Annotated in this window: 21 protein-coding genes and 3 pseudogenes; 12 read left to right on the top strand and 12 right to left on the bottom strand. The window is 70.5% G+C overall.

Annotated elements, in window-relative coordinates; genetic code table 11:
* Position 1 precedes the first annotated feature (1 nt).
* Positions 2 to 1,012 (bottom strand): aldo/keto reductase, encoded by a 1,011-nt coding sequence (locus tag ABEA77_RS00575; protein WP_345639775.1) that lies wholly within the window; start codon positions 1,010 to 1,012, stop codon positions 2 to 4.
* A gap of 239 nt (positions 1,013 to 1,251) precedes the next feature.
* Here ABEA77_RS00575 and ABEA77_RS33885 point away from each other — a divergent pair.
* Positions 1,252 to 1,533, top strand: a pseudogene (locus ABEA77_RS33885) (helix-turn-helix domain-containing protein); the annotation flags it as partial.
* A 643-nt stretch (positions 1,534 to 2,176) separates the two neighbouring features.
* Here ABEA77_RS33885 and ABEA77_RS00565 read toward each other — a convergent pair.
* From ABEA77_RS00565 to ABEA77_RS00530, 8 genes and pseudogenes are all read right to left on the bottom strand, one after another.
* Positions 2,177 to 2,590 (bottom strand): SRPBCC family protein, encoded by a 414-nt coding sequence (locus tag ABEA77_RS00565; RefSeq protein WP_345639774.1) that lies wholly within the window; start codon positions 2,588 to 2,590, stop codon positions 2,177 to 2,179.
* A 266-nt stretch (positions 2,591 to 2,856) separates the two neighbouring features.
* Positions 2,857 to 3,559 (bottom strand): annotated as a pseudogene (locus ABEA77_RS00560) (transposase family protein).
* A gap of 104 nt (positions 3,560 to 3,663) precedes the next feature.
* Positions 3,664 to 5,112 carry an aldehyde dehydrogenase gene (locus ABEA77_RS00555; RefSeq protein WP_345639772.1) on the bottom strand — a complete coding sequence of 483 codons (1,449 nt, stop codon included), beginning with the start codon at positions 5,110 to 5,112 and terminating at the stop codon, positions 3,664 to 3,666.
* A 53-nt stretch (positions 5,113 to 5,165) separates the two neighbouring features.
* A complete protein-coding gene (locus ABEA77_RS00550) occupies positions 5,166 to 6,350 on the bottom strand; it encodes an oxygenase MpaB family protein (protein ID WP_345639770.1) in 1,185 nt (394 codons plus the stop codon).
* A gap of 610 nt (positions 6,351 to 6,960) precedes the next feature.
* Positions 6,961 to 7,638, bottom strand: a complete 678-nt coding sequence (locus ABEA77_RS00545; RefSeq protein ID WP_345639768.1) for a TetR/AcrR family transcriptional regulator — start codon at positions 7,636 to 7,638, stop codon at positions 6,961 to 6,963.
* 184 nt (positions 7,639 to 7,822) lie between these two features.
* Positions 7,823 to 8,068 carry a transposase gene (locus tag ABEA77_RS00540; protein WP_345639767.1) on the bottom strand — a complete coding sequence of 82 codons (246 nt, stop codon included), beginning with the start codon at positions 8,066 to 8,068 and terminating at the stop codon, positions 7,823 to 7,825.
* A gap of 136 nt (positions 8,069 to 8,204) precedes the next feature.
* Positions 8,205 to 8,393, bottom strand: a pseudogene (locus ABEA77_RS00535) (transposase); the annotation flags it as partial.
* Positions 8,394 to 8,493: 100 nt separating this feature from the next.
* Positions 8,494 to 9,447, bottom strand: a complete 954-nt coding sequence (locus ABEA77_RS00530; protein WP_345639765.1) for an NADP-dependent oxidoreductase — start codon at positions 9,445 to 9,447, stop codon at positions 8,494 to 8,496.
* Between ABEA77_RS00530 and ABEA77_RS00525 the strand changes: the two genes are divergently transcribed.
* Positions 9,446 to 9,859 carry a TetR/AcrR family transcriptional regulator gene (locus tag ABEA77_RS00525; RefSeq protein WP_345639763.1) on the top strand — a complete coding sequence of 138 codons (414 nt, stop codon included), beginning with the start codon at positions 9,446 to 9,448 and terminating at the stop codon, positions 9,857 to 9,859. The two genes, ABEA77_RS00530 and ABEA77_RS00525, sit on opposite strands and share 2 nt — an antisense overlap.
* A gap of 248 nt (positions 9,860 to 10,107) precedes the next feature.
* Here the strand turns inward: ABEA77_RS00525 and purU are convergent, their stop codons facing one another.
* The 3 genes from purU to ABEA77_RS00510 all read right to left on the bottom strand — a co-directional run bounded on the left by purU (position 10,108) and on the right by ABEA77_RS00510 (position 13,382).
* Positions 10,108 to 11,016 (bottom strand): formyltetrahydrofolate deformylase, encoded by a 909-nt coding sequence (purU, locus tag ABEA77_RS00520; protein ID WP_345639762.1) that lies wholly within the window; start codon positions 11,014 to 11,016, stop codon positions 10,108 to 10,110.
* Positions 11,013 to 11,885, bottom strand: a complete 873-nt coding sequence (locus ABEA77_RS00515; RefSeq protein WP_345639760.1) for a methylenetetrahydrofolate reductase — start codon at positions 11,883 to 11,885, stop codon at positions 11,013 to 11,015. Before ABEA77_RS00515 ends, purU begins: the two co-directional genes overlap by 4 nt.
* Before the next feature lie 105 nt (positions 11,886 to 11,990).
* Entirely contained in the window at positions 11,991 to 13,382 is a 1,392-nt protein-coding gene (locus tag ABEA77_RS00510; protein ID WP_345639758.1) for an aminomethyl transferase family protein, read from the bottom strand.
* A 526-nt stretch (positions 13,383 to 13,908) separates the two neighbouring features.
* Between ABEA77_RS00510 and ABEA77_RS00505 the strand changes: the two genes are divergently transcribed.
* The 10 genes from ABEA77_RS00505 to ABEA77_RS00460 all read left to right on the top strand — a co-directional run bounded on the left by ABEA77_RS00505 (position 13,909) and on the right by ABEA77_RS00460 (position 25,437).
* The gene (locus ABEA77_RS00505) at positions 13,909 to 15,189 is read left to right on the top strand and encodes a PucR family transcriptional regulator (protein ID WP_345639757.1); all 1,281 of its coding nucleotides are present in this window, start codon (positions 13,909 to 13,911) and stop codon (positions 15,187 to 15,189) included.
* Positions 15,174 to 16,064, top strand: a complete 891-nt coding sequence (locus ABEA77_RS00500) for a methylenetetrahydrofolate reductase (protein ID WP_345639755.1) — start codon at positions 15,174 to 15,176, stop codon at positions 16,062 to 16,064. Before ABEA77_RS00505 ends, ABEA77_RS00500 begins: the two co-directional genes overlap by 16 nt.
* A 343-nt stretch (positions 16,065 to 16,407) precedes the next feature.
* Positions 16,408 to 17,217, top strand: a complete 810-nt coding sequence (locus tag ABEA77_RS00495; protein WP_345639753.1) for an ABC transporter ATP-binding protein — start codon at positions 16,408 to 16,410, stop codon at positions 17,215 to 17,217.
* Between the two features lie 173 nt (positions 17,218 to 17,390).
* Positions 17,391 to 18,566, top strand: a complete 1,176-nt coding sequence (locus ABEA77_RS00490; RefSeq protein ID WP_345639752.1) for a DUF3500 domain-containing protein — start codon at positions 17,391 to 17,393, stop codon at positions 18,564 to 18,566.
* A gap of 87 nt (positions 18,567 to 18,653) precedes the next feature.
* Positions 18,654 to 19,535: a substrate-binding domain-containing protein gene (locus ABEA77_RS00485; protein WP_345639750.1), complete on the top strand. Its 882-nt coding sequence runs from the start codon at positions 18,654 to 18,656 to the stop codon at positions 19,533 to 19,535.
* A gap of 90 nt (positions 19,536 to 19,625) precedes the next feature.
* Positions 19,626 to 20,600: an ABC transporter substrate-binding protein gene (locus tag ABEA77_RS00480; protein WP_345639748.1), complete on the top strand. Its 975-nt coding sequence runs from the start codon at positions 19,626 to 19,628 to the stop codon at positions 20,598 to 20,600.
* Between the two features lie 86 nt (positions 20,601 to 20,686).
* Positions 20,687 to 21,541 carry an amidohydrolase family protein gene (locus ABEA77_RS00475; protein ID WP_345639747.1) on the top strand — a complete coding sequence of 285 codons (855 nt, stop codon included), beginning with the start codon at positions 20,687 to 20,689 and terminating at the stop codon, positions 21,539 to 21,541.
* Between the two features lie 100 nt (positions 21,542 to 21,641).
* Entirely contained in the window at positions 21,642 to 22,352 is a 711-nt protein-coding gene (locus ABEA77_RS00470) for a GntR family transcriptional regulator (protein WP_345639745.1), read from the top strand.
* Between the two features lie 67 nt (positions 22,353 to 22,419).
* Positions 22,420 to 24,003 carry a carboxylesterase/lipase family protein gene (locus tag ABEA77_RS00465; protein WP_345639744.1) on the top strand — a complete coding sequence of 528 codons (1,584 nt, stop codon included), beginning with the start codon at positions 22,420 to 22,422 and terminating at the stop codon, positions 24,001 to 24,003.
* A 417-nt stretch (positions 24,004 to 24,420) separates the two neighbouring features.
* Positions 24,421 to 25,437, top strand: a complete 1,017-nt coding sequence (locus ABEA77_RS00460) for an ABC transporter substrate-binding protein (RefSeq protein WP_345639742.1) — start codon at positions 24,421 to 24,423, stop codon at positions 25,435 to 25,437.
* Positions 25,438 to 25,485 lie beyond the last annotated feature (48 nt).

Below are 25,485 nucleotides of genomic sequence, written 5' to 3'. Positions count from 1 at the left end.
ACTACCGGGAGCCCGCCACAGGGCGCGACTTGTAGAAGGACTCCTCCAGGTAGGCGGCCTCGTGCGGCTGGTAGGGCTCCTCCAGGTAGGCGGCTTCGTCCTCGTCGAGTTCGACGTCCACCGCGGCGACCGCGTCGGCCAACTGGGCCGGCTTGGTGACCCCGACGATGGGCGAGGTCACCGCCGGGTTGCGCATGACCCAGGCCAGGGCGACCTGGGCCGGGGACAGACCGCGCTTGCCCGCGATCTCGTGAACGCGCTCAGCCACTGCCTGGTCCTCGTCGCGGTAGAGGATCCTGCCGCTCTCGTCGGTCTCGGCGCGCGCCGTGGCGGTGTCCCGGACCCGCGTCAGCCTGCCCCGCGCCAGCGGGCTCCACGGGATCACGCCGATGCCCTGGTCGGCGCAGAGCGGGATCATCTCCCGCTCTGCTTCTCGGTGGATGAGGTTGTAGTGGTCCTGCATCGACACGAACCGGGTCCAGCCGTTCAGGTCAGCCAGATACAGGGCCTTGGCGAACTGCCAGGCGTACATGGAAGAGGCTCCGATGTAACGGACCTTCCCGGACTTGACCGCGTCGTGCAGCGCCTCAAGGGTTTCCTCGATCGGGGTGTCGTAGTCCCAGCGGTGGATCTGGTACAGGTCGATGTAGTCGGTCCCCAGTCGCTTCAGGGAGGCGTCGAGCTCGGCGAAGATCGCCTTGCGGGACAGCCCGGCGCCGTTCGGGCCGGGGCGCATCCGCATCCAGACCTTGGTGGAGAGAACGACCTCCTCGCGCCGGGCGAAGTCCTTGACCGCCTGGCCGACGATCTCCTCGCTGCTTCCGGCGCTGTACCCATTGGCCGTGTCGAGGAAGTTGACGCCGCATTCGAGGGCCTGCTTGATGATGTCCCGGCTGGCGTCCGCGCCCAGCGACCAGGGCTCGCCTCCCCGGTCCGGCTCGCCGAAGCTCATGCAGCCGAGGGTGAGGGCGGAGACTTCCAGTCCGGTCGTTCCGAGCTTGATGTATCGCATGCCGCCGAACCTTAGGAGCTGGAGTGCGCTCCAATGCAAACACTTCTCGGTCCGGAGTTCGGAGGCGTGGGGCATGCGCGCTCTGTCAGTTCCCGGCCGAGCGCGTGGGGCACTACTCAGCCGTCCCGACAGCAAGCCGCCCTCGCGGGTCCGTCGCCACGACCGATCATCACTCGGTCACGAAGAGGTTCCGCTGGTCCGGGCGGGCGGCACCGCGGCGCTCGCGACGGCGGCCCTGCCCGCGGCGTCTCTCAGCCTTCCCGGCGCCGCTGCCGAGGCTGAGCGGGAAGCCCTTCGCCCAGTTGGAGGCGGAGCCGACCAGGGGGCCGGCCGTGCACGGCCGGGAGACCAACGCCGGCCCCTGAGCCGCGAAGACGGTGACCGGCCGGCGTTTCCACCTGAATCTGCACGGTTCAGGTCGTGCGGAAGCCGCTGGTGCGCAATGGCTGGTCCTGCCAGGTCCCGGCCCGGCGCGCGATGGAGCGGGACGACGACGCTGTGGCCTGGTGGGCCCAGGAGGTACCCCAGTGCTGGCTCACCGTCCCAGAGAAGTCCCAGAGGCGCCGCCCCACCCCTCCCTGACCCCCTGAGTGGCAGGTCAGACAGGGTGCGGCGGCATCCTCGCATCAGATGTCGCGGAAGAGACCAGCCAGCGCAGTGTCCTGCTCCGATGAATGATGACGGTCGCTGACCTGCGAGAACGGCCTTCCGGTTCCTTCACGTCCACGCGAGTTGATGAGGCTGTGCGTTTTGGAGAGGTCCCCGGGGCTCCCGCTGCTGACGAGCGGCTTTCGGATCTCCAAGGCAGTACGGGGTCGTCGAACGCTCCGTAGAGGTCCTGACAATGGCGTTGGACGTGACGGTGGGTGACGACGCAGGTCGCGAGGCCGAGGAGGGCGTCGTGGACGTCGTCGCGTCGTTCCCGGCGGGCGCGTAGGCGCCGGAAGCCGCCTGCTGAGATCGGACAGCCGGTCAGGAGCCAGTGACGGGTCACGCCGTGGCGCGGGCTCAGGTGTGGCCCGGCACTGGCCCGGACGGGTTGATGCAGTGACCGATCCGCCGCGCAGTCCTCAACCGTGGAGCCCTACGCCTCGCGGTCCGCGATGGCGCAAAGTGTGCGGGACGCCATCAGGGGCGCCCTGCACGGAATGCGGCACGGGGTATTCAGCCCTCCAGTGCCTTCTTGACGTTCTCCAGGTACTGGCCGTGTACGTCATTGACAGGAGAATGGATGGTCATCACGCGCGTGAATTCCGTCCCTCCGTCGCTTTCATCGAAGGTGTACACGATCTGGCAGTACTCTCCCGGCCCCCGGAGATTGGGGCACACGATCACCCACCGTGCACCGGGGACTGCTTCAGTGACCGTCCATTCCACCCGGTAGGGCTCCTTCCCGTGGGCGGAGATCATTTCCGTCCAGCTGACACCCTGGCCGGCGGGCTGCCCGGTGCCGTCCCCGCCAACCTCGACTGTCACAGGGTGCGTCCCCACCCAGTTGTCGGGCTTGGTCACGAACTCGTACGCCGCCTGGGGCGAGCAGGTGAGGTGGATGCTGTTGTACGCCGTAGTGGATCGCATGAGGGCTCCTTCTTCTCGGGTGGTACGGCCGATGACCAGGCAAGGCCCTTCGGCTGTGCGATGGATGGTGCTTTGGCTTTGAAGTGTCTCGGTCTGCTCTCGGCATGGGCTGTTCCACAGCCGCGACCAAGTGCCTGGCGCCGGCAGAGGGGGGCAAGCGGGAACCCGTTCCCGCACGTGCTGTGGCGGGAGGCCGTTGATGCGCCAAAGCGTGTTGCAGAAGGCCGTGTCCGGGCAGGGTAGGGCAGGTTTCAGGGCGTGCCTGGTCATGCGGCGAGGTGGGGCATGCGGGCGACGGCCTGAACCGCGTGGTGGAGGCCGTCGCCGCGTTGGCGGCAGTCACGGAGGATCTTGTAGTGCCTCATACGGGCGAAGGCGTGCTCGACCCGGGCGCGCACCCGACGGTGTTCTGTGTTGTCCTCCTCCTCGCCCGGCAGCAGGGGCCGACCCGGGTGGCTGCGGTGCGGGACCACCAGGCCGGTGTTGATGTAGGCGCCGTCGGCCGGCACGGTCACGCCCCCACAGTGCCGGGCCGGAGCCTCGCCATGCCTTCGCGTCCGCGGTGTTGCCCGGCACGGGCCAGGCCTCCGCGACCACCAGTTTCGTGTCAGCGTCGATGATGACCTGCACGTTCGCTGAGAAACGATCGTTGCGCGAGGACGCTTTGACCGCGCGGACGCGGACCGGGATCAGGGTGCCGCCCACGATCCACAGCCGCTCGACGGCGTCGGTGGGGCGGGTGGCCGGCACGATCGCGAGCAGCGGCCGCAGCCGTTGGATCACCCGGCGGACCGTCGCCGGCGAGACCCCGAACAGCGGCGCGAGCTGCCGCATCGTGAGGTTCGTGCGGTAGTAGACGGCCACCAGTAGTACCCGGTTCGCCAGCGGCAGGCACCGCGGCCGACCGCCGCCAGGACCGTTCCCGCCCCGTCCCCGCACGACCTTCAGCGGCCGCCCGGACTGCCGCATCCGCAGCCTTGTGAACGTCTCCACCCACAACGGTTCAGCCCTCGACACCCCACGCCTACACGGAAAATGCCCGCTGGCCGAGGTGCGGTCGGCTGAGTCTTCGGTCAGCGTGGAGCGGGCCACGGCTGGAAGATCGACTTCAGCTGGAAGAACGCCGACAGTCCTTCGGGGCCCAGCTCGCGGCCGAGTCCGCTGGCCTTGTAGCCGCCGAACGGCGAGGCGATGTCGATGCTGTAGCCGTTGATGCCCACTGAACCTGTCTGGATCCGGCGGGCCAACGAGTTGGCGCGTTCGATGTCGGCGGACCACACCGAACCTGCCAGACCGTACTCGGAGTCGTTCGCCAGGGCGACGGCTTCGTCGTCGTCCTGGTAGGGGATGACCGCGAGGACGGGACCAAAGATCTCTTCCTGCGCGATGGGCATGCTGTTGTGTACGTCGCCGAAGACGGTCGGCTCCACGAACCAGCCCCGGTCCAGGTGGGCGGGACGGCCGCCGCCGGCGATCACACGGGCACCCGACGCGCGGCCCGAGGCGATGTGGCCCTCGATGCTCTCGCGCTGGCGGGCTGTCACCACGGGCCCGATCCGGGTGGCCGGGTCAAGCGGGTCGCCCACCGGCAGGGACGTCGCCATCGAGGTGAGCGCGTCCAGGACCTCTCCGTAGCGGTGTGCGGGGGCGAGGATGCGCGTGGAGGCGTAGCAGGTCTGCCCGTTGTTGGGCAGTGACACCGCGGCCAGTCCGGCCGCCGTGGTGGGCAGGTCCGCGTCGTCCAGGATGATGGCGGCGGACTTGCCGCCCAGCTCCAGGGTGACGGGCTTCAGCAGGCGTCCGCAGGTCTCGCCGATGCTGCGCCCGACAGGGGTGGAACCGGTGAATGCGATCTTGTTGACGTCCGGGTGTGCGACCAGCGCCCGTGAGGCTGCCACATTGCCGGGGACGATGTTGAGTACGCCCGGCGGCAGGCCGGCTTCCTGCGCGACCGCAGCCAGTTCGTTGGCGTCGAGGGCGGTTTCCAGCGCGGGCTTGAGGACGACGGTGCAGCCTGCGGCCAGTGCAGGAGCGATCTTCATCATGGCCAGCATCAGCGGGTAGTTCCACGGAACGATGGCACCGACCACGCCCAGCGCCTCACGGCGCACCTTTGTCACCTCCCTGGCAAGCGCGGGGCGGTCTTCCTCAAGTTCGAGTTGACGCAGGAGACCTGCGTAGTAGGACAGTGTGTCGGCTGGCACGCGCACGTTCGCGTGGACCGACAGACTGATCGGCATGCCGTTCTCGCTGGAGACCAGCGAAGCGATCACGTCGACATGGGAGACGAGGGCGGCGGCGAAGCGATCGAGGATGTCGGCGCGTTCAGTTGGCGTAATGCGGGACCAGCTGTCGAATCCGCGGCGCGCGGCAGATACGGCCGCGTCGACGTCTTCCGGCCCAGCTATCGGGGTCTGGCCGATCGGTTCTTCTGTTGCGGCCCCGATAACGGTGTTCACGTCGGAGGAGAGGGGCGTCACCCACTCCCCGCCGATGAAGAGCTTGGTGTGTATGTACTTCACGAGTTCTCCTGCGGCATGTGCGGCTCTCGGGGGACGAGATCCCGCAGAGAGTCTCACTTGGCGGCTTCTGCGTGGCTCTGGTACTCAGTGCGCCCGGGCAGGCTGTCCACGAGAGCGCGATATTGCTCGATGTTCACCGCCCGCTCCTGCGCCGCGGCCTCTGGGATGGTGGTCTGATAGCGCCTGACCTGGGCATTGCCGGCCGCGATGACCGGCAGCAGCGGCGTGGCGGTGGAGGCCGGGATGCCGAGGGCGTCAGCCCGGGCGTCCCCGTGGTAGAGCCGAGCCAGCGCGTTCAGGAGCTCCCGGGCCCCCTCCTTGGTCAGGACGGCGTTGGGCTGGCTGGACAGGACATCCGTAGTGGAGTCGAACAGGGCATTCACCAGTACACGCGCGTTGTCGTCAGGAGGCGTGATGGTGGAGTCGAGCAGTTCCAGCAGGCCGGAGGCGGCAGCGTGGTCGCCGATGTCGAGGAAGAAGCTCTCGTTCAGGCCCAGCAGATGGGCGATGTACCACCAGTGCTGGTAGAGACCCTGCTGTTCGTCCTCGTTGGTCACGATGCCCGCGCGCGCCAGGAAGGCGAAGGGCACGACCGTGAAGTCGAGCCACGTTCGAGCGATGTCGACCTGATTGATCGGAACGCCCCATTGCTGCGTGTCCCAGCCATGCTTGAGGGCAGAGGAGCGGATTCGGGCATGCAGCAGCCTGACCTGTGCGGTCTGTACGTACCCCGGGCCCCCGCGCAAGAGCCCCCCGGGCAGAACGACGCTTGCCTTCCACACGCTGGTCTCAGCCAGTCGGCGGGGTGCCATCAGGTCGAGCTTTCCGGTCTGGACCAAGAGCTTGGCGATGCTGGGTGAGCTGTAGGTGTGAGCCAGTGAGCCACCGGAGAACGCCAAGGCATTCCAGCGCGGAGGCACCAGCAGGGATGTCTCGTCACCCGCGGCCAGCGACTCCTGGCTGATCCAGTCGGGGACAGTCTCGAGCTGGCGCAGGAGGGCTTCAATGGCGGGCGGTGGATTGTCCAGACTGTCCAGACCGTCGTTCAGGCCACGACTGAGGGTGCGGCGGGCCTCCTTCCCGAGAGCATCAATCTCCACGATCACCGCATCGGCCAACGGATCGCCCACCATGAGCATCCGGGCCATGTGGTCAGCTTTTTCACCGTGCTTATCCTGCGCCGCCTCGAGATTCACCAACCTCGCGGGGAACTGCAGGGGGTCCTGTGCCGTGGTCATGTTCGTCCCGTTCCGAAATGTCTATGGGCTTCAGCGGCTGTAGCGCCGCCCGGCGGGAGCAGCGACCGAGTGCACTGGTCAGCCGTCCGGTCAAGGAGGTGCCCTTGAGTGAGGTTACGCCCGACCGGAGTACATTGACAACATGCGTTGTCTTTTCTTTCTGGGGTGGGTGTTCCGTTCCTCAGGTGCGCGCCTGGGGAGTCGATCCGGGTGGCCGTCTACGACAGACCGCAGAGCAAGGGGGTGGCTTTCGGCTCGTCCTCAGCCGCACCGGCACGGGACAGGGGGCTGACTGCGCAGCGACGCGCGCCTGAGCGCGGCACTCCTGCCCAGGGCGCAGTGGTGGGCGAAGAGGAGACACTGGCGCTGAATTTTTGATACATCGGCCAGCCGCTCAGCGCAGCTTCCCGCTTGTAGCTCACCCCTCCGTGACCCACCGACGGGATGACCGCGGTGGCCCGAGTGCGTCGCGTGATGCGCGCGGCCGGGGCGAGAGTCGTCCTCGGCTACGGCCTTGCCCGCTTGGACCGACTGGTGGCGGGACCCGCTGCCGTTGCCTCACCCCGGCCGCGAACCTGACCCCGGAGCGGAGCTCGGTGAGTGACGGTGATCAGTCCAAAGGCTCCTTGGGGACGCGCTCCGCACGGGAGGTCACATCCTGCACGGCACGGAAAACGCCGAGCATGTGCCTGACTATGCGCTCCTTCGGCACGCGCAGCTGCCCATCGAGCCACCGCATGATGAGTTCGGCCTGGGAACCTGCCAGGGCGTAGGCGTTCAGGGTGAGATCCGCGGCGTCCCCCTTCTCCTCGTCGGAGTCAGCGGCCAGCAGATCGGTGAACAACGCGACGGCACGGGGATGTCCGGGCTTCCGGTGATGCCCCAGGGGGAAGGCGATCCCCGCTTCGACGAACTGGATTCGGCCGCGTCGAGGATCTTCGCTGAAGTAGTCCAGATACGCGCGGATCATAGGCTTGACCGGGTCGGCCCGAGCGGCGTTCGCCCGGTGGCGGGCTTCGCCCATGCGCGCGAAGCCCGCTGTCGAGACCTGGTCCACAACGGCTTCGAGAAGGCTCTCCCTGCTGTCGAAACTCTCATAGAAGTACCGCTCAGTGAGCCCGGCCCGCCGGCACACGCTCCGTACCCCTAGTTCCGCGGCGCCCAGTGTGCCCAGGATTTCGAAGCCCGCATCGAGCAACTGGGCACGACGCCGATCGCGGCGCTGGTCGGCGGTCAGGCCCTTCCACGTCTTGGCGGGTGCGCCTGCGGGGTCGGTGGCTTCGGTCATGCCATCCAGTTTGTCACCTCGCCAACCCATGCCCCTCTCCGCTGCACGCAAGCTCGGCGGTGGCGTCACTCGCACGAAAACCTCCTGCGACCGACTATTGACATCAATCGTTGTCAGGTCTCTTATGAGGGTGAAGCCGGAACTCAGGGTCAGACGGCGGCGGAGGAGTGTCTCGATGACGGAGTCACAGCGCGTGCGCAGTCGGCAGCCTGGGGCGAGGCTTGCGGCGGGGGCGTCCCCGCGTGCCCCGGATCGGTGGGCCCGCGTCCAGGAGTGGCAGAAGCTGGGTCACGTCATGCCGGTTGCCGCCGGTGAGCGTGACGGCGAGCGGGGTCCCGTGACGGTCGACGATCATATGGTGTTTCGAGTCGGAGCGGGCCGATCGACGGGCGAGGGGCCGACGTGATCCCCCCTTTGAGTGCCCGGGCATGCGAGCCGTCCACGGCGCAGTCGTCCAGTTCCAAGAGGTCGTTGCGGCGCAACTCGCTGAGCAGGGCGGCGTGCGGGCGAGGCCATGCACCGGCCTCGGTCCAGGCCCGCGGCCGACGCCAGGTCGTCATCCCGGAGCAGCCCACCGTCTCCGCGGGAACATCGCGCCAGGCGACACCGGTCCGCGGCGCGTACAGGATGCCGGCGAGTGCGGCCCGGTCCGCAACACGCAACCGTCCGGGGGAGCGGTGGCGCCGCTCGGGAGCGGCCGGCAGCAGCGGAGCAACCCGCTCCCACCGGTCGTCAGGAACACGATCAGCGCGCACCCCGGACACACTGCCCGACCGAGATCGACGAGCACAACGCCCATGTCGTCCGAGATCTTTGCCAGCGGGGTTCAGGGAGGTTGGTCACGCCTGACCATCGTCAGAGGCCAGGCGTGAGTGTCGTGAGATCGATGACGGTCTTCCCTCGGCGGGGGCCTGTCCCCGCCGCCGCGTGTGCGTCGGCCGCCTGGCCGGCGGGGAAGACCGCCTGGACCGGTACGTGGAACAGTCCCTTCTCGGCGAGATCTGCGGCGACGGCGAGTCCGTGCCGTCCGTCGGGCTGGCCGCCGAACTGGCCGAGGGAGAGGCGCACCTCACGGCTGGGGCCGGTGAAATCCGCCAGGGTGACGACCGACTGAGGTCCGTTGGTGAGACTGATGAGTTCATCGAGCGAGCCGGCTCCGGCCACGTCGAGCGCGCGGTCCACGCGTGGGATGCCCAGCGCGCGAACCCGCTGGGACAGGCCAGGCCCGTAGGACAGGGGGGTCGCGCCGAGGCCGGCGAGGAAGTCTTCGCTGCCGGGGCGGCCGGTTCCGACGACACGGGCTCCGCGGGCCACGGCCAGTTGCAGGGCAATGCTCCCGACACCACCCGTCGCGCCGTCGATCAGCAATACCGTGTCCGTCTCCTCACGCACCCCGAGCAGGTCCAGAGCACGGGTTGCCGTTTCCACGCTCGTCCCGGCGGCACCTGCCTCCTCCCAGGACAAAGCGGCCGGCTTCACCGCCCAGAACGCCAGGACGGCGAACTGCGCGCTCGCCCCGCCCAGTCGGACGACATCGACGGCGCCGAACACTTCGTCCCCGATGGCAAAGCCTTCGACGCCTTCGCCGACCTCGTCGATCACGCCGGCCGCGTCCACGCCGGGGATGTGGGGCAGAGCAAGGCTGTCGCGTGAGGGTGACTCACCGGCCCGCAGTGCGAGGTCGACCGGCGACACCGCGCTGGTGCGGACCGCGATACGCACCTCGTCCGGGCCTGCGTGCGGCTCGGGCGCAGAGCGAACACAGAGTACGTCGGGGGAACCGAAACGGTCGAATTGTACTGCTTGCATGGTCACCTCTCCGGCCCGGCATCTCTGGGCGCTGCCTTACGGTAAACATGGATGTGGAGCAGGCGTTCCGTATCAGGTTGAAGTGAGAACCGCGGAGATCGAAGTGACTCGGAAACCACGCACGGACGCGGAGCTCAACCGTCGCCGTATCATCGCCGTCGCCCGCGCCGCCTTCGCCGACGAAGGGCTCGACCTGCCGCTGCGGGAGATCGCTCGCCGTGCCGGTCTGGGCATTGCCACGGTCCATCGGCACTTTCCGGCACGCGCCGACCTCGTTGCGGCGGCGCTCGCTGAGCTTGTCGCGGAATGCCGTGGGGACATGCGGCATCTCTGGGCGAGCCCGATCCCTGGCGCGCCCTCAGCGGCGCCATACGTAGCTTCGCAGAGCACCGGTTGCAGGACCGCGGGCTGAACGAGGCCCTGTTTGGTTCTCACCCGGCGGCGGCAGTCTTCGCTGTCGACCGCCGTGAACAGGCACGCGCAATGGAACAGCTCGTAGACCGCCGTTCGCGGCGGCCCCGGCCACCCGCCCGGCGACCCGCTCGCGGACCCGCCGTGCGATGTCCTCGCCGTTGATGAGCAGTGTCATGGTGGCGTACCGCTTTCTTCCGGTGTGACGGGGGCGGTGCCTGGGGGGACGGCGCCTCGGCTGAAGGCGCCTCAGCTGAAGACGATGGTGTGGTTGCCGTTGCGGATGACGCGGTCCTCGGCGTGCCAGAGGACCGCGCGGGAGAGGACGGCCCGTTCCACGTCGGCGCCGCGGCGCGCGAGGTCGGCGGTGGTGTCGGCGTGGGTGACGCGGACGACGTCCTGCTCGATGATCGGGCCCTCGTCGAGGTCGGCGGTGACGTAGTGGGCGGTGGCGCCGACGAGTTTGACGCCGCGCTCCTTGGCCTTGGCGTACGGGCCGGCGCCGATGAAGGCGGGGAGGAAGGAGTGGTGGATGTTGATGATGGGCACTCCGACCTCGTCGATGAAGTCGGAGCTCAGGATCTGCATGTAGCGGGCGAGGACAATGAAGTCGACATTGCCCTTGAGTAGGCGCAGGTGCTCGGTCTCGGCGGCCGACTTGTCGGGTCCCGCCGAGGGGACGTGGAAGAAGGGGATGCCGAACGAGCGCACCTGCTCGGCGGCGTCGGGGTGGTTCGACACCACCATGGGGATGTCGACCGGGAGTTGTCCTTGACGGTGCCGCCAGAGCAGGTCGAGCAGGCAGTGGTCGGACTTGGAGACGAAGACGGCGGCACGTCGACGCGCCGACAGGTCCCGCAGCCGGTAGGCGAGTCCGTACGTCCTGGCCAGCTCGTCCAGGGAGGCGCGGACCGCGGGCAGGACGGCCACCAGGTCCTCCATGCCGAAGACCGCACGCTGGAAGAACGTCCCGTGACGCGGGCTGTCCGCGTACTGGTCGAGCGACACGATGTTGGCGCCGTGCCGGCTCAGGGCGGTCGTCACCGCGGCGACGATGCCCGTGGCGTCGGTGCCCTGGACGACGAGCGAAGCCTGCGGGAGCGGCGCCGCCGCCCCGGCGGCCCGCCGAGGCGCGGGCCTCGTCCGTGTCGTGGTCATGCGAGGGACTCCTTCCTGAAGGCCGCGACCCACCGGGACGTGGCCCCGAGCCCGCCGAAGGTGTAGAAGTGGATCTTGACTTCGCCGTGCAGTTCCGGTTGGTAGCCGTCGGCGAGGGCGCGGAGGAAGCGGTCGGGGCCCGCCGTGCCCATGAGGTTGGTGAGGGAGAGGCCGTACTTCTTGGCGATGGAGGTGCTGGTGCCGACGCCGAAGCGGGCGGCATACGACATCAGCCGCCGCACGCCGGCCGGTCCCGGCACCCCCACGCGGACGGGCAGCGTGATGCCGCGCCCGCGCACCTCCGCGATCCAGGTCAGGACCGCGTGCGCGTCGAACCCGAACTGGGTGATGACGTCGCCGTCGAGACCGCGTGCGGCCAGGGCCCTGTCCTTGTCGCGGAGCGCCGACCACAGCACCGGCCCGGGAATGGCCGGGTGCCCCTCGGGATAGCCGCTGACACCGGCGCGGCGCACACCGTACCGTTCGAGCAGTCCGCTGCCGATCAGGGAGAGAGCGTCCGGGTAGGGACCCCGAGGACTGGCGGGGTCGCCGCCGACCACGAACACGTCGTCGCACGCGCCGTCGGCCCGCAGCGCCGCGAGGAACTCCTCGAACTCGCGCCGCGATCCGAGCCGCCGGGCCGAGATGTGCGGCACGGGCACGAACCCGAGGCTCCGCGCGGTGCGGGCGGCGGCGAGCCGTACGGCGGGCGTCTCGGTGCCCAGGAAGGTGACGTTGACGCGGGTCCCCGGCGGGATCGTCGCGGCGGACTCCTCCAGTGCCCGGATGTCCTTGCCGGTCATCTCCAGTGAGAAGTCGTCGAGCAGCGGCGCGTTCACCGCCGCGGGCGTGGGGCTGCCGAAAGTCATGCTGCTCCTTGTGACGGGGGGGCGTCCGGGAGCCGGGCCGGGACGCGAGGCGGGGAGGCGAACGCGTCCCGGTCCGCTGGACCTCGGCCGGCGCACGGCGAGGGGTCAGACCTGGGAGGCGGTGCGGTACTTCGTCCGCGCGAACCGGGCGAGCGGCGCGGACTCCACCGTCGCGCGGATCTCGAACTGCTCGTGCGGCTCGACGGACGGCTTCGCCGAGACCGGGTTCTCGCCCCACACCACCCGCACCTCCGTACCCGGGCGTGCCACCGCCTCGTCCACGACCGCGAGCGAGACGACGGCCTGGTCCCGCACGACATAGCCGCAGTCCATGGAGATGCCGACCTGCCGGCCGCCAGCCAGCACGGTGTCCATCTGGAACTGGCCGTAGCGCGCCTTGGGGATGCTGAAGTACTTGAACGTCGGCCCCGGCGTCCACAGCGAGGAGAACACCCGGGCGATGTCGTCGGGGTTCCACACGAGAGTCACCTTGTGCCGGTGCGGCTGCTCGGCGCGGGCGCGCAGCGCGTCGCGGCCCACGAAGTCGTGGTCGAACTTGACGAGCCGGCCGTAGCCCAGGTCGTAGGGCGTGACGTAGTAGTCGGAGACGTCCCGCGTGTTCATGCTGCCGCCGAGCGAGCCCGCGCTGCCGGCCGGCAGCCAGGCACGGTATGCCGCGAGGTCGTCGCCGTAGATCGCCGGCATCGGGCCGGGAATCCAGCCGGACTCCAGGTTGGCCGTGGAGTACGCCACGGAGCCGACCTGCATGAGGCCGAACTCCTCGCCCGCGCGCCGAATGGTCTCGTAGACCTCGGCGCCCTCCTCCCACGGGCCGAACAGCTCGAACCCGACCTGGCCCGCCATGCCGTGCCGCAGCGCGCGCACCCGGCGGCCCGCGATCGACAGGGTGGTCATGCCGAAGAACTTCACGTCGGGCACCGGGGCGCCGGTCAGCTTCTCGACCAGCGGGCCCGCCGAGGGGCCCTGGATCTCGTACCGGTAGAGCCTGGGCGGCCGGCCGCCGCGCTCGACCGACTGCGGGTCGCGCTCGACGGTGACGTCCCAGTCGCCGGTCTGCGCGTGGTATTCGACCCAGTCGAGCGCGGTGCGCCGCCCGACGAGGTCGACGGAGGTGTCGTCGAGGCCGAACAGCACCGCGTCGCCGATGTAGTGGCCCTGCTCGTTCACGGTGACGAACTGCTTGGCCTTGTCCTTGCCGAAGCCGGCGAAGCTGTTCACACCGAGGCGTTCGAGGAGCCGCACGGTGTCGGGACCCTGCACGAACAGGTCGACCATGTGGTGCGACTGGTCGAGGAGAGCGCACGAGGTGTGCCAGGCGAGCGCCTCGTCACGCCAGTTGGTGAATTCGCCGGGAACGAAGCCGAAGCCGTGCGAGAACGCCCGCCGGGGCTGGTCGCGCATGAGGTCGACGGGGTTCCCGACGCGGTCGACCGCGGCCTGGAGGCTCTCGGGTGTCTTCTTTTCCACTGCTGCCACGTTGTCCACGGTGGGCCTTTCAGCCGAGGGGGTGGGGGCCGGGGTCGGCCGGGCCCCGCCCGGGGGAACAACCGCGCCGGGCGGGCCGTGACCACGCTCGCAGAGGCGGTGGGCTGGCCGCATGGTCCCGGGGACCAAAACGGTGTGTGCCGTTGTTGTGGCGGAACACAGGCGGGTGCGTGGCCCGAGTCGCCCCGCCGGGCTCCGGGCCGCTGTCCTCTGCCTCGCGACCGGGCGGCGTGTTAACGTCCCGAAAGAGCGTGCTCCGCGTCGCGGGCCGGGCTGGTACGCGGCCCCGTCGCGCGGGACGACTCGCGCGGGCAGGGCTGCGCGGCCGCCGTGCGACGGCGCGCTCGGTGAGCCAGTCCATCCACGCCGTCGAGGCTGAGGTGAGGTTCCTGCATCGGTTCGACGTGTCGCGTGCCCCCGTGCCGGGCAGCGGACCACTGCTTCCCGGCCGGTTCGCGGAAATCGGCGCCGGGACGCGTGCTGTCCCGCGCGTGCCGGGGCGGGAGTACCGGTCCTGATGGTCGCGGCACACGAGGACTTCACCGACCTCCGCCAGGTCATGGCCCTGTGCGGGGAGCTCTCCAGCCTGGCGACGACCGACTGCGACCTGGAGCGCGTCGTGTCCGTGGTCGCCGAACGCGCCGGGGTCTGGGCCGGGGTGGTCGACGAGACTTTGGCGGTCCTCGCCGAGTGCGCGACCGCACCCGGGGCCGGCGCGCGGCTGGAGAAGGTGCTGGAAAGCGACCCGGAGGCCGTGGCGCAGCTGGTCGCCGCCGCGGCCCGGATGCGCAGGGCCCTGTCGCTGCCCGCGGCCGGGGCGTCGGCGGTCTCGGTCGTGGTGGCGCCGGTGCTCGTCGGCGACGACTCGGTCGCCTATCTCGTCACCGCGGGGCACGATGCCGACGAGACCGGCGAGGACGCCCGGATCATGGTCACGGAGCACGCGGCCATGGTGTGCGCGGTGATCCTCGGCCGGCGCCGGGTCGTCGCTGTCGCGGCGGGGCGCGCAAGGCGGGAGCTCTTCGACGGACTGGTGCTCGTCGGCGACCGCGCCGAAGGGGACACGGAGGCGTGGGCGCGGCACCTCGGCATCGATCCCGAGCAGCGCCACCGCGTCCTCGTGGTGGCGCTCGACGCGGCCGCGGGTCCTCCCGCGCCCGCGGCGTGCGACGCCGTCGAGCACATGATCGCCTCCCGCGCTCCCGCCGCGGCCGTCGTCAACCGCGGTACGGAGGTGGTCGCGCTCGTGCCCGGCGAGGACGACGGCGAACTCGCCCGACAGCTCACCGCACTGGCCCGGATGTGCCACGACGTCGTGGCGGGGCGCTTCCCCGGCGTCCGGGTGATCGCCGGTCTCGGAGATCCGCACACCGGCGCGGCCCGTATCAGCACGGCGTACGGCGAGGCACGCCGCGCCATCGACGTGGGCCGTCTGATGCCGGGGCTTCCCGACGTGGTCGTCTTCGCCGAGCTCGGTGTGCACCGCCTGCTCGCCCAGGTCCATGACCCGGGGGAACTCGGCGGTTTCGCACGGGACGTCCTGGGGGAGCTGATCGACCACGACCGGGCGAACGGCACCGACTACTGCGCCACGCTGACCGCGTACTTCCGGCAGAACGGCAGTCCGCGACGGGCCGCCGCCCTGCTGCACACGCATCCGAACACGGTGGCCTATCGCATCCACAGAGCCGAGAAGATCGCTCGTCTCGACCTCGGCTCCTACGCCGACCGGCTGGCGGCACAGGTGGCACTGGAGATCGTCAACGGACTGGGAGGCAACGCGTGCGCGAGGTCCTGAACTCCGGGGGCGCGCCCGTCCTCGGCGCCTATGTGGTGCCCGAGGCGGGGGACAGGGACGCCGCCGCGGGCGCGGCCGGCGCGGTGCGCGCGGCCGGTGCCGACTTCATCGTGACCGCGACGTCGGGGCCCGAGCGGTCCCGGTACACCAGCACCAACCAGTCCATCGACCTCGCGGCGGCCTGCCTGCGCAAGGCGGCGGTGCCCGCCCTCGCGACCGTGACCACGTGGAGCAGGACCGTCATGGCCCTCCAGGCGCATCTGCTCGGCGGGCACGCCTGCGGCATCACCCGGCTGGTGTGCGGCAGCGGCGCCCCGCCGCCCAGCGGGGACCGCGCACGTGCGGACGGCCGGTGGACGGTCGACGCCGTCGGGCTGATCGAACTGCTCCGCGGGCTGAACGAGGGGCGTGACAGGTACGGGCTGCGCCTCGACGCGGCCACCCGCTTCGACATCGGGGTGCGGATCAGGGCGGTGCCCCGCCTCTCCGCCGCGGACCGCACACGAATCCGTACCAAGATCGACGCGGGCGCCCACTTCGTTGTCACGAGCCCCGTCTACACGCAGCAGGCCCTCGAACCACTGCTCGACGTGGTGGACGGGGCCGTGCCGGTGCTCGCCACCGTGCACCCCCTGCGCTCCGCCGCCGAGGCGGAGTCCCTCCGGCGCGAGCTGCCCGAGGGATGCCTGCCGGGCGGACTCGTCGAGCGGCTCGCCCGCGCGGGTGGCAAGGCGGCGCTGGAGGCGGAGTACCTCGCGGTGGAGGCCGCGGCCCGGTGCGCGGACTCGACCCAGGGCGTCATCCTCTCCCGCGCCGACAGGCCGGAACTCGTCGCACGGGTCCGTGCCGCGCTGCCGCGCCGGGTCGTCGGCTGAGGCGGTACACGGCTGTGGGCGCTGCCGCTCCCCGCTGGTCACCCTTTCCTTGGATTGTTTGACGATTCAGATCCGCCCTGTCGGGGCGACGGCCCAGTTACCCGCACTTATATGGGAGCAGGCTCTTGCTGCCCCCTTCCTGCGGTGATACGTTCGGCTTACATTGTTGGACAATGCTTGATCGTGTGTAAGGCATATCCGTCCTCGGTCCCCGGAGCTCCCGGTCCGGCCCGCGGTGTGCCCACGGCTTTCAGGCCGAGCCGCTCGCGAGGCGGCGACCGTGGTCCGGCAACCCGACGGGCGCCCCCGCGCCCGGCCTCCACAGATCGGTCGAGGAGACGCGATGTCGATCGTGCAGGAACCCGCCGACGCGTCCGAGGACGCGCTCCGGTTCGAGAACGTCACGCTGGAGTTCTTCGGCAGTCACCGGCCGGCGATCCAGGACGTCTCTTTCGCCGTGCCGCGCGGCAAGTTCGTCGCCGTCATCGGACCGAGCGGATGCGGCAAGAGCACCCTGCTCAACCTGGCCACCGGCCTCCTACAGCCCACCAGGGGTGAGGTCCACTTCAACGGGCAGCGCATCACGGGGGTCAACTCCGAGGCGGCGTACGTCACTCAGGCCGCCCACCTGCTGCCGTGGCTCAGCGTCAGGGCGAACATCGGACTCGCCCTCAAATTCCGCGACGTGCCCAAGGACGAGCGCGCCGACCGTATCGCCCACTGGGTGCGGGTGGTCGGGCTCACCGGATTCGAGGACCACTACCCGCGGGAACTCTCTGGCGGCATGCAGAAGAGGTGCGCCATCGCCCGCGCCCTCATCTACGATCCCTCCATCGTCCTCATGGACGAGCCGTTCGGCCCGCTCGACGCGATCACCAGGCTCAAGCTCCAGCAGGACCTGCTCAACCTCTGGGAGGGGCAGCGCGGCACCCTCGTCTTCGTCACGCACGATCTGACCGAGGCGATCTCCCTGGCCGACGAGGTCGTGGTGATGTCCAAGGGCCCCGGCACCGTGCGCACCGTGCTCCCCATCCCCATCGAACGGCCCCGCGACGTGGTCTCGCTCGTCGACCGCCCGGACTTCTCCGAGCTGTACCGCGAGCTGTGGGACCTCTTCAAGACCGAACTGGAGACGGCCGGAGAGGCCGCCTAGCCCATGCATCCGGTGGCGCTCCGGCCCGCGGCCCCGCCGTGGCGTCGCGCCGCACGGCCGGCGCGACGGCCCGTCTCAGCTCGGGGCACCGAGAGCGGAGCCGCCAGTGCCGCACGGGGCCCACGACAGCACGACAGAAGCACCGGCCGGTGCCGCGCTGGAAGGAGAAATACGTGACCGGACTGCGAAACCGGGGTGCGGCGCCGACACGCCGCCCCACGGTGTGGACACCCGAACTGGTCGAGAAGATCGAATGGCGCAGGCGCGCCGCGCACGAGCCCTTCCGCGGTGTGGTGGGCGCGGAGGGGCTCCGCGAAGGCCTCTTCCCCCTGCGGACCACGGGCGCCGACGTACGGGACGTCACCAGGGCCGGGGAGCGGTACCTGGCGGCCCTGACGCCCGCCGAACTCGCCGCGGGGCGCTTCCCCATGGACCACGAGTCGTGGCGCCACTGGGCCAACGGCGCGCGGTACTTCCTGCGCCACGGCCTCTGCCTCGAAGACCTCGACACCGCCCGGCGCGAACTCGCGCTCCACATCGTGCGCAGGAGCCTCAGCGACTACGGCTTCCGCCTCGTCCTCGATCTGATGCACCTGAACCTCACCGTCGGGGAGCTGCGCGGCGAGGAGGACCTGCTCAACGAGTGGCTCTACTGGTTCAGTGTCTACGGCGCACCCGAGCGGGGAGAGCCGTGGGGCTGGCAGCTCGACGGGCACCACGTCAATGTCAACTGCGCCTTCGTGGGCGGCCAGATGGTCCTCACACCGACGTTCCTCGGAGCCGAGCCCGTGACGGCGGAAGGCGGCAAGTACGCCGGCACCACCGTCTTCCGGCGGGAGGAGTCGCTCGGCCAGGAGCTGTTCGCCGGCCTCACCGACCGGCAGCTGGCCGCGGCCACCCTGGCGGACACACTTCCCGACGACCTCTTCGCTGGCGCCTTCCGCGACAACTTCGAACTGCGCTACGAGGGCCTCCGCTTCGACGAACTCGGCCTCGGGCAGCGGGACGTGGCACGAGAGCTCCTCGGCCTCTACGTGGACCGCGCCCAGCAGCAGCACGCGAGGCTGCGCGCCGAGGAGGTACGCGCACACGAGTCGGAGACGTACCTGTCCTGGGCCGGCGACCCGGCGCCCGGCGGAGTCTTCTACTACCGCATCCACAGTCCCGTCGTGCTCGTCGAGTTCGAGCACCAGGCGGGCGTCATGTTCGACAACGACGCCCCGAGCCGACGCCACATCCACACCGTCGTCCGCACTCCCAACGGCAACGACTACGGCGCCGACCTGCTGAGGCAGCACCACGAGCGCCACCACAGAAAGGACCGCACCGCGGCGGCGCGGAGCGTGTGACGACCCGGCGGCGTGCCCCGCGCACCCGCCGCCCGCAGCAGGGACACACCGCTGCCCGAGGGGAGCGGAAGAGGAAGGAAACAGCAGATGAAGGCAGTTCTTGGCAGGGACGACCTGGCGGAGGCGGCGGCAGCGGGCGCGAAGGCGGCCGGCACCCCGTTCGAACGGGTCGATGTGAAGCCCGTCCACAAGGCGTCCAAGGGTTTCGTCAACGACTCGGCCGTCGACGTGTCCGAGATCGCGATCGTGACACTGCTCCAGGCGGTCGCCTTCGGCAAGCCCGTCGTCCTGCTCCCGGTCACCGCGCTGGGGCGCTTCCAGCACCAGACGCTGGTCACCCGCAAAGACCTGCCAGTCACGGCCGTCGAGGGCAGGACGGTCGGCGTACGGTCGTGGAGCCAGACCACCTGCGTGTGGGTCCGCGGCTTTCTCACCGAGCAGTACGGCGTCGATCTGCGCGAGGTCGACTGGATCGCCTACGAGGACGGGCACATCAGGGAGTACACCGACCCGTCCTGGGTCAGGCGCGCCCCCGCGGGCGCGAAGCTCCCGCAGGACTTCCTCGACGGCCGGGTGGACTTCGGGATCATGGGCAACGACCTGCCCAAGGGCGACGACACTATCCATCCCGTCATCGAGAACGCGCACGACGTCGCCACGGAGTGGTCGGCCCGCAAGGGCTTCGTGCCGGTCAACCACGTGATCGCGGTGAGTGAGGCGGCGGCGCGGGAGCACGCGGGCGCCGTCTGCGCCATGTACGACGCGATGGCCACGGTGGCGGAGACCGGGGGCGGGAAGGGGCCCGTGCCCCTCAACCCGGTCGGCTTCGACGCCCTGCGCGGCCCCCTGACGCAGGCATCGGCCTTCGCGGCCGAGCAGGGCGTACTGCCCGCTCCCGTCGACTACGACGACCTGGTGGCGCGGTCGTGCGACGCCCTCGGTGTGCCGCCCTCCCGGCTCGGCGGCTGACGCGCACACAAACCGGCGCCCGCCACCCGGAGCCCGCCACCCGGGCCCCGCACCGGACTCGCGCAGTATCGGACAGAACGGAAGGCAAGGATGTCCACGCTCTCGGTCGCCCTCGGCGACTACCCCCACGTCAAGGCGCTGCTCTCGGGCGACGTGCCCGTCAAGGGCTACACGGTCGAGCCCGTCGAGGTGAAGCCGATCATCGGCGCGTACCGCAGGATGATCCGCGACCTGGAGTTCGACGTCTGCGAACTCGCGCCCGTCTCCTACACCATGGCCGTCCAGGCCGGCGTGCCGCTGACCGCTGTCCCGGTCTACCTGAACAGGAAGTTCCACCACGCGGACGTCCAGTGCGGCGCGGCGTCCGGCATCAGCGCCCCCAAGGACCTCGAAGGACGCAGGATCGGCGTGCGCGCCTACTCGGTGAGCACCGGCGTGTGGGTGAGGGGGCTGCTGCGCGAGGAGTACGGCGTCGCGCTGGACAAGATGACCTGGGTCGTCGACGACGAGGACCACGTCGAGGGCCGGGTGCCCGCCAACGTCGAACACATCACGGACGGCCGCTCCCTCGGTGCCCTGCTCGCTTCGGGCGACCTGGACGCGGCACTGACGGGCAACGCGGGCACGGGACGGGCCGGTTCGCCTCGGGCCGGATGGACGGCCGCCGCCACCGACCAGGAGGCGCAGGGAGCGGGCCCCTACCCCCTCTTCGAGCACCCCGACGTGATCGCGCGGGACTCGTACCTGCGCACTGGCGTCTACCCGCTGCACTCGGTGATCGCGATCCGCTCCGAATTGGTGGAGCGCGACCCGGACCTGCCGACCGCGCTGTACGCGGCATTCGCCGAGAGCAAGCGCAGGCAGGTCGCGAGCGACCCGGGGTGGAGCGCGCTGCCCCGGCTCGGCAAGCAGGCGCGGCTGGTCGGCGGCGACCCCATCCCCTATGGTGTCGCGGCCAACGAGCCGAGCGCACAGGCCGCGCTGCGCCTCGCACGCGACCAGGGCCTGCTCGACGCGGACCAGCCCGGCCGCCTCTACGCCGAGGGGGACTACCCGGACGCGTGAGCGCCGGGCGACACGTCGTCAGCAGCATCGCGGTGTCCCAGAACCCCGGCACCGCGGGAACACAGCGAAGAGGGACCAAGAGGCACATGGACATCATCGACACCCACTGCCACATCATCTCGGGGGACGAGCGGACGTATCCGAGGGCGCCCCTCGGCGGCAAGCAGTCTGCGTGGGCCGCCTCGCGGCCGGTCGACGCGGAGGGGCTCGTCGCGCGCATGGACGAGGCCGGCATCTCCCGGGCCGTGCTCGTGCAGGCGACGACCGCGTACGGGTACGACAACTCGTACATCCTCGACAGCTGCCGCAAGTGGCCCGACCGCTTCGTGGCCGTGGGGACCTTCGACCCGCTCGGCGCGGACGCGCCCGACCGGCTCGCCGAGGCGACGGGTGCGGGCGGCCTCGCCGGCGTACGGCTGTTCACGACCGGCAGCACCGTTCCCACCCAGGGGGAGTGGTTCGCCGCACCGGAGACGTACCCCTTCTGGACGCGCGCGGGAGAGCTCGGCACCACCGTCTGTCTCCAGATGCGGCTCGGCCCCGCCACCGCGCAACTGCGGTCGGTGCTCGAACGCTTCCCCTCGGTGCGGGTACTCCTCGACCACTCGGGCTACCCGGACATCGCCGCCTCGCCCGCGGCGGCGGGCCGCGAGGTCGCGGCGCTCGCCGAGCACCCGGGGCTGCACCTCAAGATCACGCACAGGAACCTGGAGCGCCTGCGGGACGTGGGGGACGAGGCGCACGCGTATCTGGGGCCCGTCGTCGAGGCGTTTGGCGGCGAGCGGATCGCCTGGGGATCGAACTGCCCCGCGGCGGAGCAGCCGCTCACCGAACTCGTCGCGCTGGGGCGCGGTGTCCTCGGCACCCTGCCGCAGGACGTGCGGGCGGAGATCTTTGCGGGCACGGCCCGCCGACTCTACGGTGTGCTCGACAAGGCGTGACACGCCGTCGCCCCCAGTCCCCGTGATGGGGCCCGCCCGTCCGCGGGACGGGCGGGCCGTGGGACGGAGTGCCGCCGTCACGACGACAGGGACGGAACAGGTGGACGAGAACGACGGCCGCGACGACGCGACACGGAACTCCGCGACACGGGGGAGCCAGGCCTACGACGCGCTGCGTTCACTCCTGCTCTCCGGCGGCTTCGAGCCGAACACACGGCTGACCGAGGCGGGGCTGACCGAGAAGCTCAACGTCTCGCGCGGCACGATCCGCTCGATCCTCGCGCGGCTCGTCCAGGAGGGCTACGTCACGAGTGAGGTCAACCGCGGTGTGCGGACACGCTCGTTCACCGTCGAGGAGGCCGCCGACATCCTGGAGGCGCGGGAGGTGCTGGAGGCCGCGCTCGCGGGCAAGGCCGCCGAGCGGGCCACGAAAGAGGAGCTCGACGGCCTGCGGGCGGTACTCGAAGGGATGCGCGAAGCGCAGCACGCGAGTGACCAGGCCCGGTACTCGCGCGGCAACAGGGCCTTTCACCAGCTGCTGAAGGAGGCGTCCCACCAGCGCACGCTGGCGCGCGCCTACGACTCGCTGCTGTATCCCCTGGTGATGCGGCAGTACCGAGACCTCTCCGCACGCCACCCGCGCCAGGGCTCCCTGGAGGAGCACGAGGCCATTCTCGCCACCGTCGTCACCCGCAATCCGGAGGCGGCGAGCGCGGCGATGCGCTACCACGTCGCGTCGGCGCGGCGCGCGCTGCTGCTGACGTACGCCGGCGAAGGGCCGGGCGTGCGGGACGGGAGCAGCGCCGCCTGAGGTGCCACGGGCCGGTCCCGCGCGCGGACGAGGAGCACACGACCCGGCCGTGGAAAGGACAGCGCTCATGCGAAAGCCCGTACGGACCGAGGCGGGCCCGGTCCAGGGCATACCGGGCCGGGACCGCTCGGTCACCGTCTTCAGAGGAATCCCTTACGCGGCTCCTCCGGTGGGAGAACTGCGATGGCGCCCGCCCGAGCCGCCCGTGCCCTGGCGCGGTGTCCGCCTCGCGGACTCCTTCGGACCGCTCTGCCCGCAGCCGGGCCCGGACGGCGCGCCGGCGGGCGGGCGGCCCCCGATGAGCGAGGACTGCCTGCACCTGAACGTGTGGTCCCCCGTGTCCGGTACGGCGCGGCTGCCGGTGCTCGTCTGGATTCACGGCGGTGGCTTCCGCACCGGCACGGGCGCCGACCCGCGTACCGACGGGGAGAACCTGGCACGCAAGGGCATTGTGGTGGTGACGTTCGACCACCGGCTCGGCGCGCTCGGCTTCCTCGCCACCCCCGGGCTCAGCGCCGAGTCGGACCACGGCGCCTCGGGCAACTACGGGCTGCTCGACTGTGTGGCGGTGCTGCGATGGGTGCGCGACAACATCGCGGGTTTCGGCGGTGATCCGGCGCGGGTCACGGTCGCGGGCCAGTCGGCGGGCGCCGGTGCGGTGAACTTCCTGGCGATGTCTCCCCTGGCGAGCGGGCTGTTCCACCGGGCCGTCGCCCAGAGCCACGCCCGCTGCCCCGGCGACCCCGAGCTGCGCTACCTGTCGACCTCGTACCGGACGGCCCGCGACGCCGAGCGGGCGGGGGACCGGGTCGCGGGGGCGCTCGGCGCCCGCTCGCCGCGGGAGCTGCGGGCGCTGCCCTGGCAGTCGCTGCTCGCGGTGGGCGACCTGGTCGACGACACCGTCGAGACGGGCAGCGACGCCCGGCCTCCGCTGTTCAGACCGGTCGTCGACGGATGGGCACTGCCCGAGGGGTACGCGCGGACGTACGACACCGGCGGCCAGAACGACGTCGCCTACCTGGCCGGCGGCAATCTGGACGAGAGCGGCGCGGTGCCCGAGGCGTCCTTCGCGGCCCTCAGGGCGGCGGGCGGTGCTGTGCGGAGGCCGGGAGCGCCGCCGGTCCACGTGACCCTCGCGGACCACGTCGCGGCGGCCCGGCGGAAGTACGGCGCCATGGCAGAGGAGTTCCTCGCGCTGTACCCCGCGGCCACGGACGACGAGGCGGCACGCGCCGCGAACAGGGCGGTGCGCGACAACGCCCGCGTGTCGACCCACCTGTGGGCGAGCCAGTGGCTGGCCCATGGGAGCGGCCCCGTCCACACGTACTTCTGGACACACCGCTCACCCGCGGAGTCCCCGCCCCGGGCCGGCCACGGCTCGGAGATCGACTACGTCTTCGGAAACCTCGATCCCGCACGGGCCGCCTGGACGGCGGAGGACCACGACATCGCCCACATCATGTCCTCGTACTGGGTGAACTTCGCGCGCACGGGCGACCCCAACGGCCCCAAACTGCCACGCTGGCCCGCCTACGACCCGACGGCCGCGGCGGTCATGGAGGTGGGCCACGGCTTCGGCGGGGCGCCGGTGGCGGAACCCGCTGCCCTGGACTTCTGGGAACGCTTCTTCGCGAGCCGGCAACCCTGGTGAGAATCAGGCAGATTGTTACACGATCCCTGAGCGGCTGAGAGAGGCCTCGGAACGCTGTACGGGGTATGTCTGCACAGAGCCTTGCGGGTTGCCGAGGCGCGAGTTAGCGTGATGGACACATTGTTCTACAAGAACGTGGCCCGGCGCGAGGCAGGGCCGATACCTCGCGGCCCGCGATCGCCGGTGGCGCACGGCTCAGGACGGTGGCGTGGCCGTGCCGCGCGGACCGGGACAACCGGTCGCACCGCGTGGGAAGCCCCGGACCCGCACCACACCGAGGGTCCGTCCGCGCCCACCGCGGTCCCGGTACTTCCCAGGAGACGACGCCGGTACCTCTCAGGAGACGACGATCGAGGGAACACAGCACGTTCCCCAGCCGCAATCGACCGAGATAACGAGGCAGAGATGAAACCTCGCGTGCGAGGAAGGCGGGCGGGGGCGCTCGCCGTCGGCCTGGCCCTCTGTGCGGTGACATTGACGGCGTGCGGCGACGGCCAGGACAGCGCCGACGGACTCACCAAGGTCACCGTGGGCCTGGGCAACAACATCTTCGACCTACCGCTCAGGGTCGCCGAGCAGAAAGGCTTCTTCCGGCGCGAGGGCCTCGACGTCACCTTCGTCTCGCTCACCGCGTCGACGGTCAATGAGGCACTTCAGTCGGGGTCGGTCGATTTCCTCAACGACAGCCCCAACAGCTTCTACCAGGCCGTCGACGAGGGTATCGAGCAGGTGTCCGTGGCCGTCGACGGCACCGGCTCACCCCTCGGGCTCGTCGTCAGCAAGGCATTCGCCCACGCGCACGGCCTCACCGCCGACACCCCGCCCGCCACGGTGGCCAAGGAGCTGACCGGCTCGACCGCGGGTGTCAGCTCCCCCAACACCAAGGGGCAGGCCGACATCTTCTTGCGCTCGTACGGCGTCGACCCCGCCAGGATCAAGTACGTCACACTGCCGAGCCCGGCGGCCGACAACGCCTCACTGAAAAGCCATCAGATCGACTGGTTCGTCACCTCCGAGCCCACGCCGCTCCAGGTCCAGGACTCAGGCGACGGCGTCGTGGTGGTCGGCCCCGAGAAGGTGCCCGCCTGGTCCAACGCGGCCTCGGGCTACGGCCAGCTCGTGGTGACGACGAAGCAGTACGCCGCGTCGCACAAGGCCGTGACCAGGAAGCTGGTGAAGGCCACCGACGAGGCGTCCCGCTACACGCACCTCCACGTGCACGACGACGACGTGCTGGACGTCGCGGCACAGGCGCTGCACGGCGTGCCGAGGCCCGTGCTCGCGCGGAGTGTGGCGCTGGTCGACTGGCCGCTGAGCGCCCGGATGAGCACGGCGGGCTTCAACACCTCGCTGCACTTCATCCGACAGGAGAGCGCCGCGACCGCGCATCTGGGGATCGGCGAGGACAACTGGACCAATACGTACGTGCCGTGAGCCGCACGGTCCGGCGAGCCAGCCCAACCGCCCGGAGCCGCACGCCCC

The sequence above is a fragment of the Streptomyces tremellae genome (genome assembly GCF_039540215.1).
Classification (GTDB): domain Bacteria; phylum Actinomycetota; class Actinomycetes; order Streptomycetales; family Streptomycetaceae; genus Streptomyces; species Streptomyces tremellae.
The sequence above is the reverse complement of the archived record's forward strand: the minus strand, read 5'-3'. Positions and strand labels throughout refer to the sequence as shown.